The 17,451-nt window shown below is 47.1% G+C and carries 19 protein-coding genes and 1 riboswitch; all 19 genes read right to left on the bottom strand.

The genetic code is table 11. The features are described from left to right. Nucleotides 1-49: 49 nt before the first annotated feature. The 19 genes from DESGI_RS08555 to DESGI_RS08460 all read right to left on the bottom strand — a co-directional run bounded on the left by DESGI_RS08555 (nucleotide 50) and on the right by DESGI_RS08460 (nucleotide 17,413). A complete protein-coding gene (locus DESGI_RS08555; protein WP_006522431.1) occupies nucleotides 50-1,012 on the bottom strand; it encodes a cation diffusion facilitator family transporter in 963 nt (320 codons plus the stop codon). 90 nt (nucleotides 1,013-1,102) lie between these two features. Next, nucleotides 1,103-1,180: riboswitch (NiCo riboswitch) on the bottom strand. A 53-nt stretch (nucleotides 1,181-1,233) separates the two neighbouring features. Beyond that, the gene (locus tag DESGI_RS08545; RefSeq protein WP_006522430.1) at nucleotides 1,234-1,935 is read right to left on the bottom strand and encodes a TraR/DksA C4-type zinc finger protein; all 702 of its coding nucleotides are present in this window, start codon (nucleotides 1,933-1,935) and stop codon (nucleotides 1,234-1,236) included. A gap of 14 nt (nucleotides 1,936-1,949) precedes the next feature. Beyond that, nucleotides 1,950-2,315: a DUF5665 domain-containing protein gene (locus DESGI_RS08540; protein ID WP_006522429.1), complete on the bottom strand. Its 366-nt coding sequence runs from the start codon at nucleotides 2,313-2,315 to the stop codon at nucleotides 1,950-1,952. Nucleotides 2,316-2,550: 235 nt separating this feature from the next. Next, entirely contained in the window at nucleotides 2,551-3,417 is an 867-nt protein-coding gene (secF, locus tag DESGI_RS08535; protein WP_006522428.1) for a protein translocase subunit SecF, read from the bottom strand. Between the two features lie 14 nt (nucleotides 3,418-3,431). Then, nucleotides 3,432-4,673 carry a protein translocase subunit SecD gene (gene secD, locus DESGI_RS08530; protein ID WP_006522427.1) on the bottom strand — a complete coding sequence of 414 codons (1,242 nt, stop codon included), beginning with the start codon at nucleotides 4,671-4,673 and terminating at the stop codon, nucleotides 3,432-3,434. Between the two features lie 23 nt (nucleotides 4,674-4,696). Then, nucleotides 4,697-5,356, bottom strand: coding sequence for an HD domain-containing protein (locus tag DESGI_RS08525; RefSeq protein WP_006522426.1), 660 nt, complete (start codon nucleotides 5,354-5,356; stop codon nucleotides 4,697-4,699). A gap of 68 nt (nucleotides 5,357-5,424) precedes the next feature. After that, complete coding sequence (yajC, locus tag DESGI_RS08520) at nucleotides 5,425-5,715, bottom strand: preprotein translocase subunit YajC (RefSeq protein ID WP_006522425.1); 291 nt, start codon at nucleotides 5,713-5,715, stop codon at nucleotides 5,425-5,427. 111 nt (nucleotides 5,716-5,826) lie between these two features. Then, nucleotides 5,827-6,939, bottom strand: a complete 1,113-nt coding sequence (gene tgt, locus DESGI_RS08515) for a tRNA guanosine(34) transglycosylase Tgt (RefSeq protein ID WP_006522424.1) — start codon at nucleotides 6,937-6,939, stop codon at nucleotides 5,827-5,829. 18 nt (nucleotides 6,940-6,957) lie between these two features. Then, on the bottom strand, nucleotides 6,958-7,980 hold the full coding sequence (gene queA, locus DESGI_RS08510; protein ID WP_006522423.1) for a tRNA preQ1(34) S-adenosylmethionine ribosyltransferase-isomerase QueA: 1,023 nt from the start codon (nucleotides 7,978-7,980) through the stop codon (nucleotides 6,958-6,960). A 10-nt stretch (nucleotides 7,981-7,990) separates the two neighbouring features. Next, nucleotides 7,991-9,403 carry a SpoIID/LytB domain-containing protein gene (locus tag DESGI_RS23020; protein WP_006522422.1) on the bottom strand — a complete coding sequence of 471 codons (1,413 nt, stop codon included), beginning with the start codon at nucleotides 9,401-9,403 and terminating at the stop codon, nucleotides 7,991-7,993. Between the two features lie 132 nt (nucleotides 9,404-9,535). Continuing rightward, the gene (locus DESGI_RS08500) at nucleotides 9,536-9,760 is read right to left on the bottom strand and encodes a DUF2905 domain-containing protein (protein ID WP_006522421.1); all 225 of its coding nucleotides are present in this window, start codon (nucleotides 9,758-9,760) and stop codon (nucleotides 9,536-9,538) included. A gap of 24 nt (nucleotides 9,761-9,784) precedes the next feature. Next, nucleotides 9,785-10,348: an epoxyqueuosine reductase QueH gene (locus DESGI_RS08495; protein WP_006522420.1), complete on the bottom strand. Its 564-nt coding sequence runs from the start codon at nucleotides 10,346-10,348 to the stop codon at nucleotides 9,785-9,787. A gap of 20 nt (nucleotides 10,349-10,368) precedes the next feature. Then, a complete protein-coding gene (gene ruvB / locus DESGI_RS08490; RefSeq protein ID WP_006522419.1) occupies nucleotides 10,369-11,400 on the bottom strand; it encodes a Holliday junction branch migration DNA helicase RuvB in 1,032 nt (343 codons plus the stop codon). Between the two features lie 182 nt (nucleotides 11,401-11,582). Next, on the bottom strand, nucleotides 11,583-12,197 hold the full coding sequence (ruvA, locus tag DESGI_RS08485; RefSeq protein ID WP_006522418.1) for a Holliday junction branch migration protein RuvA: 615 nt from the start codon (nucleotides 12,195-12,197) through the stop codon (nucleotides 11,583-11,585). 70 nt (nucleotides 12,198-12,267) lie between these two features. Continuing rightward, complete coding sequence (ruvC, locus tag DESGI_RS08480; protein WP_006522417.1) at nucleotides 12,268-12,753, bottom strand: crossover junction endodeoxyribonuclease RuvC; 486 nt, start codon at nucleotides 12,751-12,753, stop codon at nucleotides 12,268-12,270. Between the two features lie 68 nt (nucleotides 12,754-12,821). Next, the gene (locus DESGI_RS08475) at nucleotides 12,822-13,442 is read right to left on the bottom strand and encodes a hypothetical protein (protein WP_006522416.1); all 621 of its coding nucleotides are present in this window, start codon (nucleotides 13,440-13,442) and stop codon (nucleotides 12,822-12,824) included. 144 nt (nucleotides 13,443-13,586) lie between these two features. After that, nucleotides 13,587-14,324, bottom strand: coding sequence for a YebC/PmpR family DNA-binding transcriptional regulator (locus DESGI_RS08470; RefSeq protein ID WP_006522415.1), 738 nt, complete (start codon nucleotides 14,322-14,324; stop codon nucleotides 13,587-13,589). A 45-nt stretch (nucleotides 14,325-14,369) separates the two neighbouring features. Beyond that, nucleotides 14,370-15,098, bottom strand: coding sequence for an NAD(+) synthase (gene nadE / locus DESGI_RS08465; RefSeq protein ID WP_006522414.1), 729 nt, complete (start codon nucleotides 15,096-15,098; stop codon nucleotides 14,370-14,372). 362 nt (nucleotides 15,099-15,460) lie between these two features. Further along, a complete protein-coding gene (locus DESGI_RS08460) occupies nucleotides 15,461-17,413 on the bottom strand; it encodes an acetoacetate--CoA ligase (protein WP_006522413.1) in 1,953 nt (650 codons plus the stop codon). Nucleotides 17,414-17,451 lie beyond the last annotated feature (38 nt).

The following is a 17,451-nucleotide window of genomic DNA, read 5'->3' as shown; positions in this document are numbered from 1 at the left end:
TACTATACGGGAATAATCAGTTTATTAAGGGGTAACCAAACTAAAAACATTATCTATCATAGCATTTATCACATACCTTGCAAGAACAATTAATATCTTCCGTTTGAAATTTTATACGCGCCCGGCAAATATCACAATCACCCGCCTCAGGTACACAAGGTTCGACATGAATAATTACTTCCACCCCCGGCAAATGCTGGTGCAAATCCCGTTCAATACTGTCACACAAAGTATGGGTAGTAATGATCTTTTTCCCCCGCGGCACAATTAAATTAAAATCCATATATCGCTGCGGTCCTGCCTTACGGGTGCGAAGATTTCGGTAGTCAACAAACCGGTCAGCATAGGAATGTAGTACTTCTCTAATCACTTGTTCTTCGCTGTCGGGCAACCGAACGTCCAGCATACTGCCCAGGGATTCCCTCAACAAATCATAGGCCGCCTTTAAGATTAATAGAGCCACCAAAATAGCAATTAACGGGTCAACTATATGCCAGCCGGTTAGCTTTATTAGACCTATACCCGCTAATACACCCAGTGACGTTAAAACATCGGTACGCAAGTGCCAGGCATCAGCAGCCAGTGCTGGAGAATCAGACTTTTTGGCAACTTTCATCAATTTGGAAGAAACAAAAAGATTCATTAATGCTGATACGCCCATGATTACGGCACCCAGACCCAGCGACTTAATTTGCGCGGTTTCATGTATTTTAGTGATTGCTTCATTAATAATAAAGCCAGCAGCCACCAGTATTAAAACCGCTTCAATGATGGCCGCCAGGTTTTCAAATTTACCGTGACCATACCTGTGCATGTCATCAGCCGGTTTATTGGATTCCCGTACTGACGCAAAGGCGATCAGGGCCGCTATTAAGTCCAACCCCGAATGAATGGCCTCGGATATTACGCTGATTGAATTCATGGACAATCCAACGCCTAATTTGCCAGCTGTTAATATGGAATTGGAAATGATGGAAAGACGAGCTACTTTTATTTTCTCTTCAGCATACATATTATCCTTCCCCCTATATAATCCAGCACCCACAACGCTTTTTTACCGGCAAAAATAATACCCGGGGGCCCATCATCTTAAGAGCCAAGATGAAGTCCCGCGGGCATATCCGCTGCCTTAAGGCCCGGCTGTGAAATATAATTTTCCAGCCTGACTTTATAGTTATTTTTAATATATCATATGTCGGAGCCCGTTTCAATGACAATAGGAATTTATCCCTACTATTCTTTATCTTCCATACCAACATCGATTGTTTCTGCAGGATCGGTTTCGTCATCCATATTCCGTGTACTTTCATAGAAATTGCCGTCGCTACCCACCTCATAGGGTACATGGTCAATTAAATCAGTATCACCGGCATCATCCCCGCCAAACTCGCCACTACCATAGTAAGCACCGGCCCCGGACAGGGGCGAGTGTTCCTGCCATCTAGCCACATCCTGCCAGGCGTCTTCTCCGTCATAACCACTTTTATCGGTAGGGTCATTAAAAGTACGAGCAAAGGGCGGCTCCAAAACATCCTCCTCTACCGGGCGTACATTTTTTCTGTGAGAAGGTTCTTCAACCTGCGCCCGGCATTGGACACACTGGGTAGTATAAGGCACTGCCCGCAGCCTTTCCAGGGGTATTGCCTTGCCGCATACTTCACATACACCATAAGTTCCGTTTTCCATTCTTTGCATGGCATGATCGATGGCCTGCACTTTAATCATAGCGTCCTCACGTAGAGCAAAGTCTTTACTACGCTCAAAAACTTCGGTGCCCACGTCCGCAGGGTGCTGGTCATAGGTGGACAGCTCCTCCACAGATTCCGATAGAGATACGCCCAACCCACCATCGTCAATATAGTTAATAGTTTGCATTAAATTGTTTTTATCCTGCTCTAATTGACTTTTGAAATCATCCAATAATCCCTGTTCCATCGCTACACCTCCTGTTATTTTTTACCCAGCTGCAATTGCACTATTTTTACTAAATCGGCAATGAAGTCGCCAATGACAGGCAGATTTAACGCCACCAGCCTTTGCAAAATTAAAACAATTATCGCCCCCAAAATGGCAAAACCAATGGCAATACCCAACCCCCTGGCAATACCACTAATAAAATTAACATACATCAGCTTATAAGGTTTTTCCAGCAATTCCACATATTCGGCCAGTTTCATCTTTTCCATGTTAATAGCCAGCTCTTTAATCTTATTTTCTAGAGATTGTAAAACTTTATCCTGTTTTCCCGGTTCCCATTGTCCAATCACGCCTGGTGCCAAAAAATACTTGCGTGATTTGAGCTTTTGTTTAATCATTTCCTTAACCCTCCAAACTATTTTTAATTTGCCCAGGGCCAGACAAAAAAATAAACGTTGAGTAAAAACCTTTTATTATACCCTTAGCAACTATAAAATGGACCCAATAGACTATAACACCTGAAAAAAACCAAAAAAAAAGCGTCCTGGACATGTATTTAACCCTACCAAGACGCTATCTCACTTATTATCTTATTATCATATATCCATTGTACGTCAAACAAACTCAGCCTCTTTACTTACCTGTCTTTTTTTCCATTAACCTTAATTCAACCCATAACGGGCTGGCAGTAAGCATTGAAGAATAGAAACCGCTGGTCACACCTATTATCAAGGCCAGTACAAAATTTTTAATGGTAGTGCCACCCAGCAGATACAAGGCCAACAGCACAAATAACACCGCCACTACAGTATTAATGGAACGGGCCATGGTTTGCCACAAACTAACGTTGACCAAATCCTCCAGAGCTTCACCTTTCTTGCGCGTCCTCAAATTTTCCCTGACACGGTCAAAAATAACAATCGTGTTATTAATGGAATAACCAACGATGGTCAATATAGCTGCCACAAAGGCGCTATCCACTTCAATCTGCAATATGGAGAATATCCCCAAAACTACCAGCACGTCATGAAGTAATCCGGTTACTGCCGCCACACCCTGTTTAAATTCAAAGCGAAAGGTCATATATACAATCATCAGCGCCGCTGCAATCAGCAAGGCCCAAATTGCATTCATGGTTAATTCCCTGCCGATCACCGGCCCCACCCGGTCATTGCGCAGTAAATTAACCTCTCCCACCTTTTGCTCCAAGGTCGAAATTAAAGTAGCGCTTTCTTCTTCGGTAAGCTCCCGGGTTCTAATCATATAATCGTTGGTACCACTTTTCTGTATGTTGCGGGCAGCCGCGAAACCCAACTCCTCAACTACACTGCGCACTTGATCAATCTTGACGTCCTGCTCCAGCCGAACTTCCACAAGATTACCACCGGTGAAATCAATGCCCAGGTTGAAACCCCGCGTCGCTATAGAGAACAGTCCCGGCAATATAATCAACAACGAAATAATATACCAAATCTTTCTGTGCTTCATAAAGTTAAACATTTGTCCCGCCCCCCTTAAGCGCCATAATAGCGAGGATCTTTAACTGAATTGCTGGCAGCGGCCAGGTGCAGCATCCACCTGGTCATGGTGATGGCTGTGAACATACTGACCAGAATACCAATGCTAAGCGTCACGGCAAAACCACGGATTAAACTGGTGCCGAAAAAATATAACACAGCGGCGCCAATCAACGTGGTGACATTGGCATCGAAAACGGCCACAAAGCCCCGCTTAAAGCCTGAATCAATGGCGGAACGAATACTTTTACCGGTACGCAGTTCTTCCTTAATCCGCTCGAAGATAATTACATTGGCGTCCACAGCTATACCCAGGGATAATAGAAAACCAGCAATGCCGGGCAGCGTCATAGTGGCATGGATGCCGATAAATATGGCCAACACAACCAGTGCATAAAAAATCAGCGCCAAATCGGCAATTAAGCCGGGGATACGATAATAAACAAGCATAAACACCAAAATAGCCACAATACCCACGATACCTGCATTAATGGATCTATCCAGGGAATCCTTGCCCAACTGCGGGCCCACAGTCCGCTTTTCCATCACATCAAGCTGCACAGGTAATGCACCGGAGCGCAGCAGTATAGCAATGGTATGCGCCTCTTCCAGGTTTTCATAACCTGTGATTCTAGCCTGGCCATTTGTGATAGGCTCCGAGACCACCGGGTTTTGCAGCAACTGTTCATCCAAGTATATGCCGATGGGCTTATCTACGTTGGCCATGGTAGCCTGGGCAAATTTTCGGGTACCCTCGGATGTAAACGTCAGGTCTACCTCAACCTGACCTGTATTGGGATCCCGGGCCTCCAGGGCGTCCTTTAAATCTGCACCTGTTATAATGGTCTGGCCCAGCTCATTTTTAAATTCCAGATAAGCCGGCTGTATTAAATCTATAACAGCCTTTTCGGGGTCATCTATCCCCGCAAGCTCCACAATGATTCTTCGATCGCCCTGGCGTTGGATAACGGGCTCAGCTACCCCGGTTTCATTAATCCTTCTTTCTAATACAGCCTGCGCCCTTTTCATACTTTCATCGTTAACTTCGGCATTGGGCGTGTCCTTAGCCTCCAACACCACATGCACCCCGCCCTGCAAATCAAGACCAAGGATAATGTCCTTGCCCCAGGGCAGCCATGTCACATCCTTGAAGATCGGCAGCGGTACCGCCGCTGTTATACCCAAGGCTGCGATGACCAGTATAATGGCGGCCATGGTCAATAGCTTACTCCATCTCATTTTGTCTCTCCCCCTTAGCTCAATTACAGTAACTTGGCTCCGTTGACCACCAGCTCAAATACACAGTTTAAAAATACCGCCGCCCTTCTGCATAATATCATTCTGGTTAAAAAAATTTCGAAATACTCCATCACAGGTGTTATTTCTATATTGATAGTCAGCTCCATGGTAACAGTCCGCTTCTTTTCGTCCACCCAAACAAGGGAGTTTTCCACGGCATAATTAACCCGGTCGTGTATATCAAAGGTGGCAAATTCCTGGTTGCGCACCCGGGAGCGGTGCACGTCTGACTTGTCCGCCAGTATCAGGGCCGCCGCAACTGTGCTGACGGGCTGTCCGTATTGCTCCTCGTGATTGGCGATAGCTGATATAACAATGGCCACTTCATCGGGATTCATGCCCATTTGTAACAATATGGGACAGCATATAGTGGCACCTGAGATACCGTGATCGTTTCTGCTCACCACATTACCCACGTCATGCAAATAACCCGCAATGGCCGCCAGTTCAGCCTCCCGCTTACTGTAGCCCAGCTTGTCCAGAATATTCTTGGAAATACTGGATACCAGGTTAATATGCCGGTAACTGTGTTCTGTATAACCCATAGCACCCAAAAATTCGTTACCCTTGCGAATAAAACTGTCCAATATGGGATTCTTTTTTACATCATCAACGGTTATCAAACACAATTGCCCTCCCCATGCTGCAAAAATAATCAACAAAAAGAGTAGACCGGGTCTACTCCCAATAATTAATCCTTGTTATTATCGCTGTCATCGCCGCTCGAAACAATTTGTGCAACAGCACTTTTCAGTATTTCGATACGCACGCTTTCAGCTATTCTTAAAATAAAAGTGTCTTCCTTAACCTTGATAATGGTACCATAGATGCCACCCACTGTAACAATGCGGTCATTTACCTTAATGTTGGACACCATTTGCGCGTGCTTTTTTTGACGCTGCTGCTGGGGCCTAATCATTAGGAACCAGAGCAAGGCAAATAAACCGACTATATATAAAATGCCGATAGTGGTTTCATTCACTGTGTTTTTCTCCCTCCTTCCCAATTATAAATCAAACATGTACTAATTCTTTATTATTATTCATTTCCCTTTTTTTATTTTCCTATTGTAATTTAATGTAAAATAGTTTATCTAATCCAGTTTAAACCGCCGTAAAAAATCTTCTTTATATGCCACAAAGTAATCCCCGTCAATGGCAGCCCGAATGTTTTCCATCAGTCGCAGCACAAAACGCAAATTATGCAGTGTGGTCAACCTGATGCCCAATACCTCGTTGGCTTTTATTAAATGTCTTATATAGGCCCGGGAAAAATTGCGGCATGTGTAACAATCGCATTCAGGATCAAGCGGCCTAAAGTCCCGGGCATATTCGGCGTTGCGCACCACAAGTTTACCATCCCGTGTAAAAACAGTACCATTGCGAGCAATCCGGGTGGGCAGCACACAGTCAAACATATCCACACCCCGGAAAACCCCCTCAAGCAAACAATCCGGCGACCCTACCCCCATTAAGTAACGGGGCTTTTCCCGGGGCATGGCCGGCACCAGATAATCCAAGACCTCATACATCAGCGGTTTCGGTTCTCCCACGCTCAGTCCCCCGATACCGTGCCCGGGAAAATCCAGAGCGGCCAGCTCGGCTGCGCTTTGCAGCCGCAGATCGCGATACATGCCTCCTTGAATAATGCCGAATAGCGCCTGGTCCTTCCGGTCATGGCGCATACGGCAGCGTTCTGCCCAGCGGGTTGTGCGCTCCATGGCGGCCCTTGTCTGTTCATAGCTGCTCGAGTAGGGGGCACACTCGTCAAAAGCCATGGCCACATCCGCGCCCAAAGCCATTTGAATTTCCATGGATTTTTCCGGGCTGAAAAAATGTTCCGAGCCATCGATATGGCTACGGAAGGTTACCCCCTGGTCGCTTATCTTACGTAAAGGGCCAAGGCTAAACACCTGGAACCCACCGCTATCTGTTAGTATGGGCCCGTCCCAACGCATAAATTTGTGTAATCCGCCAGCCTCGGCGACCAGAGCGTGACCCGGTCGCAAGTACAAATGGTAAGTGTTACTGAGCACCAACGCCCCGCCACAATCTTGCACTTCTTCAGGGGTCATAGTTTTCACGGTGGCCTGGGTGCCCACCGGCATAAAAATAGGCGTTTGTACCGTGCCGTGGGGAGTAATCAGCGTACCCCGCCTGGCCCTGCTCCGGCCATCTTCTTTGGTAATTGTAAAACCAATAGCCATATAATGCTCCTTAGCAAATCATATTATTAACATAGCATCGCCAAAACTAAAGAACCGGTAGCGCATCCGCACTGCCCGGGCATAGGCGTCCAGCAGCCGTTCCCGGTCTACCAGCGCACTCACCATCATTAGCAATGTACTGCGGGGCAAATGAAAATTAGTGACCAGCCCGTCTATAGCCTTAAAATTGTAGCCGGGATAAATAAATATTTCAGTCCACCCCGCTCCTGAATTTACATTACCATCATCCCGAGCTGCTGTTTCCAAGCACCTGGTGGTGGTGGTACCCACCGCAATCACCCGGCCACCCCGGGCTTTGGTCTCATTAATCACACGGGCCGTTTCTTCAGGCACGGAATAATACTCGGCATGCATCTGGTGACTGGTTACCTCGTCCACTTTAACCGGCCTGAAAGTACCCAGTCCCACATGCAACAGCACAGGAACAATTGATATGCCCTTTTCCCTTATCTTTTGCAGCAGTTCAGGTGTAAAATGCAACCCTGCAGTGGGTGCGGCAGCTGAGCCGGGATCCCGGGCATATACCGTCTGATAGCGCCCGGGGTCCGCAGGCTGTTTTTTTATGTATGGTGGCAGGGGCATGACTCCCAACCTGTCCAGCAACTCCTCAAATACACCTTGATGATGAAACTTGATCAGACGGCACCCTTCATCCACCACAGCCATTACAGTACCTGTCATGGCATCGCCAAATATAATGTTGGTGCCGGGTGGTACGCGCCGCCCGGGACGCACCAACGTTTCCCAGGTGTGCTCATCCCGGCGGGTCAGCAACAGTACTTCTATCGTTGTCCCGGTACCCTCTTTTTTACCCCAAAGACGTGCCGGAATTACCTTGGTATCATTTACCACCAGCAGATCCCGGGGTTCAAGATATTCAACAATATCTTTAAACAGCCTGTGTTCAGGCTCTCCACCGTTTTTATGCAGCACCATCAGCCTGGATTCATCCCGCACGGGCGCAGGCTCCTGGGCAATTAATTCATCGGGCAAGTAGTAATCAAAATCAGCTACCCTCATGTAGTACCCCTTAATATTTAATTAGCTCAACGCCTGTATAATAGTATTGCAAAATGTCCTGGAAACTATAACCTTGGCCCGCCCAGCCGGCCGCACCATACTGGGACATGCCCAACCCGTGCCCCGAACCACTGCCGTTGAATGTAACACCGCTAATCCCTTCGTCGGGGTCAGTTTGCTTTTGCATGGTAAATAATGCACTGCGCAACCCGAGAACATTGCGCACCCGGTCGGCATTGGCAATAGTATATACTCGGGGGCTGCCCCCGGCGTCAATACCCTCAATTAACAATATTTTAACTCTTTGTCCTGAAGCAGTACGTTCCAATTCCTTTAAATCTGTTATCGAGGCCAATTCTATAAATTCACTGCTTGGTATATACTTTTTCAACTGTTGGTTAATTAATGCAACCAGTTCACCGGTCGAATAGGTAACTGACCAGTCATAATGTTTGCCGTTATTATCGTAAGGATCTTCTTTACTGCGGATAAAATTAAGTGTCTCAAACCAGACATCTTCACTATTTTCAGTGAAACCGCCGCTGGAGGAATGGAAAAACGCTGCAATGGGCTGGCCACAATAGGCCAGCACCATGCCGCTGGTAGCGTCTACCGCTCCGCTGGCCACCGGGTTTTCTCCATCATACCCCTGGTAGACCTGGTTGGACTGGTTATCCAGCACATCAAAACCGAAACTTGCGTAACTGCCCAGCTGGGCATGTAAATAACTGCGTGCCACCACCGCCTGTGCTTTCAACGCTTCGGAGGGAAACGACACAGGCATCTCCGCCGGGACTACGCCATACAAGTACTGCTCAATGGGTAATTCGTTTATCACAGTCAGGTAGTTTTCAGAGGTCCTGATCTCTAAATTTCCCCGGTAACGTTTTACCTGACCGCCCTCTTCAAGGCCAACAATATTTAATCCCCCCCAGGATAGCTGTTTAAGCCGGTCTTTTTCGGCAAGTGCATAACAGTTGGCCTGATTTTCATATATGTAATGCACATCGCCACCCTGTACCGTCAGGCCCGCCAGGGATTCCTTTTGCAGCAGTATATCGCCGCCTGATAATATCGCTTTTACAGAGGCATTAAGACCTTCAGCTTTAATGGGGCCGTTATATAACCCCACATCCTGGCCATCTTTAGTTACCCGGCACAGACCGGCAGCATATTCAACAGTCCACTGTCCCTCCCCGTCCTCGGCAATCACCTGGCCGGTATTAACGTTAATCACCTTGTATGCACCTTGCAGTACAAACGAAACCTGTGGCGTATTTTGCATGAGACCAACCCGCACGGTTTGGGGAACCACCTGCACATCACACCAAGCCGAACCACCCGGCCATAAAACAACCAGCAGAAATGCCGCCAGCATCCAAAAACCTGCACAACGATATTTAGTTTTAATACCACCCACCATAAAAAAAGAACCTCCCCGCATAACCATATCGTGGAAAGTTCGACAAAAAAGAATTTATTCCTGCCGGCTCGCACAATGTTCATCTGTATATATAGCGCAATTAATATCTAATGGAATATTATCAAAGCACAGCTATCTTCTAAATAGTACGTTCAACAGCAAGGTTAACACAAGGCTGACAATGATCATGGTGACCACCGGAAAATAAAAAGTAAAATTACCCCTCTGCACGAATATATCACCGGGCAGCCTGCCCAGTCCGGGTATTTTGCCCACCACCATCAAAAGACCACCAATAATCACCATAAATAGACCTAACATTAAAATAAGCTTCCCCAAACCCGTCAGGGAATCCATTATTATCCCCCCTCAGCCTGTGTTTCAATGTCCCCCGGTTTTATTGGACTTTTTTCTTAATTGCTTGTCATAGCGTTCCCTTTCACTGTATATGCAACCACAATACTGCTGCCTGTACATGTTGAGGGACCGGGACACCTCCGTAGCTTCCCGAAAACCCGGCCTGAAATCGTTATAATAGAAAGGTACCCCTGCTTCCTCACCCACAGCCCTGCCGATTTCAGCAATTAAATCGTGTTTTTGAAATGGACTTACCAGCAAAGTGGTACTGAAAGCATCGAATTTACCATGCCGTGCCACCTTGGCCGCCTGCCGCAGACGCATAGTATAGCAATACTTGCAGCGCACACTTTCCCGGTGCACCACTTCCCGCAGGTAGCCTTCCAAATCATAATTTTCGTTGACAATTACCTGTAAATCGTTGTCCCGGGCATAATCCAGCAGGGTTTCTTTCCTTTTTTGCCACTCGGTATAGGGGTGAATATTGGGGTTATTAAAATAACCGTATACCTCATGACTATCAGCTCTTAATACCTTTAACGGGTAAATGGTACAGGGACCACAACAGGTATGCAATAAAATTTTCATGACCTTACCTTACTCCTTCGTTACCACAACGTGGGCTGTTTTGCTCCGGGCATTTCCACACCCAGGTGTTTATAAGCAGCGGGAGTGACCACCCGACCGCGCGGGGTACGGGCCAGCAGCCCCAATTGTAACAAGTAGGGCTCATAAACATCCTCCACAGTGTCTGCCTCTTCGCCGGTAGCAGCTGCAATAGTTTCAACTCCCACGGGCCCACCGGCAAACTTAGTAATTATCGCCAGCAGCACCCGGCGGTCAGCCTGATCCAGTCCCAACGGATCAACTTCAAAAAACTCCAACGCCTCATCGGCCACCGCCCGTTTAATCTCACCGTCGGCCTTGACCTGGGCATAATCGCGCACCCGCTTCAGCAGGCGATTGGCAATGCGGGGGGTGCCGCGGGACCGGCGGGCGATTTCCTCCGCACCGCCGCCATCAATTAGCACACCTAAAATTTGAGCAGCCCTGGTTATAATGGTTACCAGATCACCGGTACGATAATAATCCAGCCTGCTGATCACGCCAAACCGATCCCTCAAGGGGGTAGTCATTAAACCAGCTCTGGTGGTAGCACCAATCAGTGTAAAACGAGGTAAATCAATTCTTATGGAACGGGCCCCGGGTCCCTTGCCAATAATAATATCCAGGGAAAAGTCCTCCATGGCCGGGTACAGTATTTCCTCCACCGTACGGCTCAACCGGTGCACCTCGTCAATAAATAACACATCACCCTGCTGCAGGTTGGTTAAAATAGCCGCCAAATCTCCGGGACGTTCGATGGCCGGCCCGGAGGTAGTACGAATATTGACTCCCAACTCGTTGGAAATAATGTTAGCCAGTGTAGTTTTACCCAAACCGGGCGGCCCGAATAAAAGCACATGATCCAACGTTTCGCCACGCTGCAGGGCGGCTTGAATAAATATACTAATAGTCTCCTTAACCTTATCCTGGCCAATATATTCACTCAGCTTACGCGGCCGCAGGCTAAGCTCGGTATCCGTATCTTCTTCTCTTAGAGCAGCTGTTATTATTCTTTCTTGATTTAGATCCCCCATACCACACTCCGGGCGCCAGACAGACATTAAGTCTATGTTAACAATAGTACCTTTACCACAGATTTAAAAGAACATTTAATGTGCCACGCTTTTGGAAAACGTCCGCCCGGCGCCCGCCCCTCCTTTTATTTCAATAGTTATCTCGGTTTAAACGTAGATGTGCAGCCAAGTGCACGCAATCATTATTTAGATTTATCCAAAAAACGCAGCGCTAGCTTAATTAACTCTGACACACTGGCTGATTTACCTAACTCCATTGCCCTCTGTACGGCATCCCGTGCCTCACCGGCACCGTAGCCCAGTGCCAAAAGACCGGCCAGAGCATCATCCAAAGCACCGGCCACCGCTGTTTCATCAGGCTGCGACGGCGTTTCAGCCGATTTAATTCCTAACTTTTTAAATTTATCCTTTAACTCCAAGACAATCCGCTGGGCGATCTTTTTGCCCACCCCCGGCACCTTGGTAAGTGCCGATATGTCCTCAATTGTCACAGCACGGGCCAATCCCTGCGGCGTTAAGTGTGACAAAACACCCAGAGCAGCCCGTGGCCCAACGCCGTTCACTCCTAATAACAACAGAAAAACATTTATTTCCTCGGTGCTAAAGAAACCATATAGCTGCATATCATCTTCCCGGACAATCATATGCGTATGTAGTGATACTTCTTGATCAACCATGCCTGATAAACTGGCAGCGCACGCAGCGGTTACGTTAACCTTGTAGCCCACTCCATGCACATCAAGCACTACTGCTTCAATTTCCACACTGGCTACAGTACCCCTTAAAAACGCTATCATACAGTGTCGCCCACCTAACGTCTAATATAAAATATAAAACCTTGTCTATCTAGTTAAGCAATGGACAGCCCTACTTTATAGCTAAACCACTGTTTTTATTTACATGGCATACAGCCACGGCCAGCGCGTCCGCCACATCATCAGGCCGGGGAACCGCAGGTAAATTCAGTATCATCTTTATCATATACTGTACCTGTTGTTTATCAGCCCGTCCACGCCCCACCACAGCCTGTTTCACCTGTAGAGGGGTATATTCATATACTGCCAGACCGGCCCGGGCGGCAGCCAGTATAATCACCCCCCGGGCCTGGCCCACAGACATGGCGGTGCGTACGTTACGGTTAAAAAATAATTCCTCCACCGCCAAACATTGAGGATGGTATTTAACTATTAAGTCTTTTAATTCATTATATAATTTATTTAACCTTAAATGCGGCGACATATCCGCCGCACTGCGTATGCAACCATAGGTCACCGGCCTAAATTTGCCGCCGGCAAAATCTACTATTCCATAACCGGTAATGGCGATGCCGGGGTCTACCCCCAAAACACGCATTTAATCACTCCGCATCTCTATAATTAGTAAAATAGTAACACAATGGCCTTATAACCACAACATTTGTGCTATTGATGAATCCTATACTCATCAAAGTTTTCCAGCAATGTATTCAGCGATTGCTCATCGGTGAACTCCAATGCGTTTTGTAGATCGAGCCTTTCATCAGCGTTCAAACTTGCAAAGTCATTACTCTTTTTTAGCTTATTCAGAAACGATTCGGGCAAAAGGTTAATATTTATGCTTGTCTCCAAGCGTAACAATATGTCGTCATAGCCCAGAGGCCCCTGATAAACAGCCAGCTGATCATCAGTAATGCCTAAATGTCTGTACTCTTTATGCATACCACACAATCCTTCTATCTGTTTGGTTATAACCACTTCATCGCCTTGCACAGCAACATCCCATCCGTCCTGCCGTGGAAACTTCATCTGCAGGCGCTGCTCATCCAAACCAATTAAATCATGCGTAGCCGGACCCCGGTAATATATCTCCACATCACCGCAGGCGCTATATTTATTCTCCTGGCGGATAATGGTGTTAGAATTAATTAGCGGTTCCACCTTGTCACCGGTGAATATGGGCTTCATTGCCGGGTCGCTGACAGTACTTAAAGTAAAATACACTGCTATGGCAACTAAAAATACCAGCACAGCTGCTGCTATCATACCAAATAGCTTATTTAACATAGCAATACTCCTTTGTTATTTATATTGGACCTATGGTACGCAGTGCAGATTTGACTTATGTTACCACTGCACCCATATAGTTTAATACAAGGATTATTGCCATATTTATGCAAAAAAATAACATAGGTTGCTAAAAACAGCAACCTATTCTTCATCCACTATATCAAAATTAGCGTATACATCCTGCACATCGTCATGATCCTCCAGCATATCCATTAGCTTAAGCATTTGCTCCTGCTGGCTGCCGGTAAGCACCACCGTATTTTGAGGTATTCTGGATATTTCAGAGTGGCTTATGATTACCCCTTCCACCGCCAGTGTATCAGCCACCTGATTTATAGCATCAGGCTCAGTAATAACTTCCAAACTGTCGTCTTCCTCTTTGACATCCAAAGCCCCTGCATCAAGGGCGGTAAGTAAAAACTCATCACTGTCCACTTTCAAGTTAGCCTTTTCAATAATCAGTACCCCGCGGGTATCAAACATCCAGGAAACACAACCGGTTTCACCGAGGTTCCCGCCGTATTTGGAGAACAAATGTCTTATTTCACCGGCCGTGCGGTTACGATTATCCGTCATAATGTCTATCATAACGGCCACTCCCCCGGGCCCGTAACCTTCATAAGTTAATTCTTCATAATTAGCACCGCCCAGTTCACCGGTGCCCCGCTTAATGGCTCGCTGGATGTTATCGTTAGGTATATTTTCTTCTTTGGCTTTGGCAATGGCGTTCTTAAGTCGTAAATTAGCTTCCGGATCACCACCGCCCTGCCTGGCAGCCGCAATTATTTCCTTAGCAATTTTAGTAAAAACTTTTCCCCGCTGCGAATCTACTTTGGCTTTTTTTCTTTTTATAGTTGACCATTTAGAATGCCCAGACACCTGATTCATCTCCTTTAAATGCGTGTTCGCATAACAAATTCTATTCTATAATGGAGGCATAGCCGGCAATTGCTTTTTATGAAGACTCTTCATAGCCATGTCATCCACTCTTTTTCTCACCCGGTCTTCAGCCTGCCCGGTCAAAATATATCTGTCCAACTCTTCGTAGGTGATACCCATTTCTTTTTCGTCACTTTGTCCTTCCCATAAACCAGCCGAAGGTGGCTTATCAATAATAGGGGCGGGAATTTCCAAAAACCTGGCAAGTTCAACAACTTGTTTTTTAACCAAATTAGCGATGGGCAGCAAATCTACACCACCGTCTCCGTGTTTAGTAAAATAGCCCACAGTGAGCTCACTGCGATTTCCAGTACCCACCACCAGGCTTTGCCTTCTGGCTGCAAAATAATAAAGGGTTGTCATTCTAAGCCGCGGCTTAATATTGGCAACCACCAAATCTTTTTTTTCAGGGTTATAATCTTCACCAGTAAGCAGTTTCACCATTTCCGCAAAGGGTTTATCCAATTTAATTGTTTCGTATTCTATACCGATTGATTTAGCCAGTAATTCAGCATGCTGAGCATCTTCGGTATTACTATAGCAGGGCATAATCACACCGAAAGTAGTTTCTGGACAAACATTCCGGCACAATGCCGCTGTAACTGCTGAGTCTATACCACCGCTCAACCCGACAACAAAACCCCTGGCATCTCTATCTTTGATTTGTTCCTGTAACCAATTCTCAATTTTCTTAGCCAGGTCATTAATCAGCATAATTTGACCCCCATTCAAAGGCATATATACACGCACGATAGTATTTTATCACATTTTTTTGAAATTAGGCAAATGAGTATAAGGGTATTGCATAAGTGATGCAGACGCCAATGATGAGGTAAATAACTGGATCAAGGAAAATTTGATGTAGCAATAATAAGCCGAGCTAAATGCCCGGCTTATTATGATGGCAAACAAAAAGCTTGCTTAGATTATAATTGAGCTAATAATCATTTTAAGTGGGAAACTGGGAACGAACCTGTCTTCATTCTGCAACCCGTCTCTGGGGCCAACTTCTCTTATTTTTACGTAATCAGGCCACTGCACCTTCCCACCCCCTGAAGATCATTGTGAAAAATTTTCTAATTCTGCAACTCAGGGATATCTTTATAATAATCCAGCGCCTCCGGGTTGGCAAACGCGTCCTTGTTCAAAACGGGCCGGTTGTGAATTACATTTCTCACGGCAAGTTCCACTTTCTTGCCATTTATGGTATTGGGAATGTCCTTTATGCTCACAATTTTGGCCGGTACGTGGCGCGGGGTGGCATTTTCCCTGATAACCTTTTTAATTTTCTTAACGAATTCACTGGTTAACTCGTATCCGTCAGCCAGTTTGACAAATAATATCACCCGCACGTCGCCGTCCCAATCCTGGCCCACCACCAGGCTGTCTAAAATCTCGGGTAGGGTCTCTACCTGGCGGTAAATTTCAGCCGTGCCTATCCGCACACCGCCCGGGTTGAGTGTAGCGTCGGAACGCCCGTAAATGATTACTCCGCCCGTTTCAGTAATTTCGATATAGTCCCCGTGATGCCACACATTGGGGTAAACGTCGAAATAGGCGCCCCTGAACTTCTCCTGTTCCGGGTCGTTCCAGAAGCCTATAGGCATGGAGGGGAATGGTGCCGTGCATACCAGTTCACCTTTCTGGTTTATTTCCGGTTTTCCTTCGAGACTGAAGGACTCTACCTTCATACCCAGTCCCCTGCACTGCAGTTCCCCGGCGTAGACCGGCCCAATGGGATTGCCCAGGGCAAAGCAGGAAATGATGTCCGTGCCGCCCGAGATGGAGGAAAGGCACAGGTCCTTCTTAATGTCCCGGTACACGTACTCAAAGGTTTCCGCGGCAAGAGGAGAGCCCGTGGAAAGAATGGCCCGCAGGTGGTCAAGGTTGTATTCCTGCCCTGGCTTAAAGCCCTCCTTTTCCAGGGAGGCCAGGTACTTGGCGCTGGTCCCGAAAACACTTATCTTTTCATCCTGGGCCAGTTTAAACAGCGCGCCGGGACCGGGATAAAAGGGCGAGCCGTCGAAAAGAGTGATGGTAGCCCCCACGGCAAGGGCGCTTACCAGCCAGTTCCACATCATCCAGCCACAGGTGGTGAAGTAAAAGATGTTGTCCTCCCTTTTTATGTCGGTGTGCAGGATGTGTTCCTTCAGGTGCTGGATCAGGGTGCCGCCGGCCCCGTGCACGATGCACTTGGGTACACCTGTGGTACCGGAGGAGTACATGATGTACAGCGGGTGATCGAAGGGTAATTGTTCAAACTCTATTTCCAGCCCTGATTCCGGGGCCATAAAATCCTGGAAATATACTGCGTTGGGTACTCCGCTGATGTCGGGTTTTTCTTCTATGAAGGGGACAACTACCACCTTTTCGATGGACGGGATGTCTTTTAAAAAGCCGGCGATTCGCCCTAGGGAGTTAAAGGACTTGCCGTTATAGAAATAACCATTGGCTGTAAACAGCACCCGGGGTTCGATTTGCCCGAATCGATCCAGCACCCCTTTGATGCCGAAATCCGGGGAGCATGAGGACCAGATGGCTCCAATGCTGGTGGTGGCCAGCATGGCAATAACGGTTTCCATCATGTTGGGCAGGAAACCGGCCACCCGGTCTCCCTTTTGAACACCCATGTCCCGCAGCGAGCGGGCCAGGCGGGCCACATTGTCATACAGCTCGGCATAGGACAACCGTACCGGGTCCTGCTTTTCACTTTTGAAGATTATGGCGGTCCGGTCATCCCGGTAACGGAGCAGGTTCTGGGCAAAGTTCAGTTCGGCGCCCTTAAACCACCTGGAGCCAAGCATATCATCCAAATTTTCCACGACGGTGTCATAGTCCCGGGAAGCCCTGATGTCACCGAATTCCCACATGGCCTCCCAGAAGTCGGGGATACTGGTGACGGACCACTGGTAAAGGTCTGCATAAGTTTTAAGCTCCAGCCCGAATTTTTCATTGACAAATCTGATGAAACGGGTCATATTGGCCTGCTTAATGTGCTGTTCGGACGGTTCCCAAAGCAGCTTTTTCATGAATTATATACCTCCTTTTCATTGAAGAATCGTATCGC

The organism is Desulfoscipio gibsoniae DSM 7213 (assembly GCF_000233715.2).
Lineage (GTDB): Bacteria > Bacillota > Desulfotomaculia > Desulfotomaculales > Desulfallaceae > Sporotomaculum > Sporotomaculum gibsoniae.
This window is presented reverse-complemented; position numbering and strand designations above follow the sequence as displayed.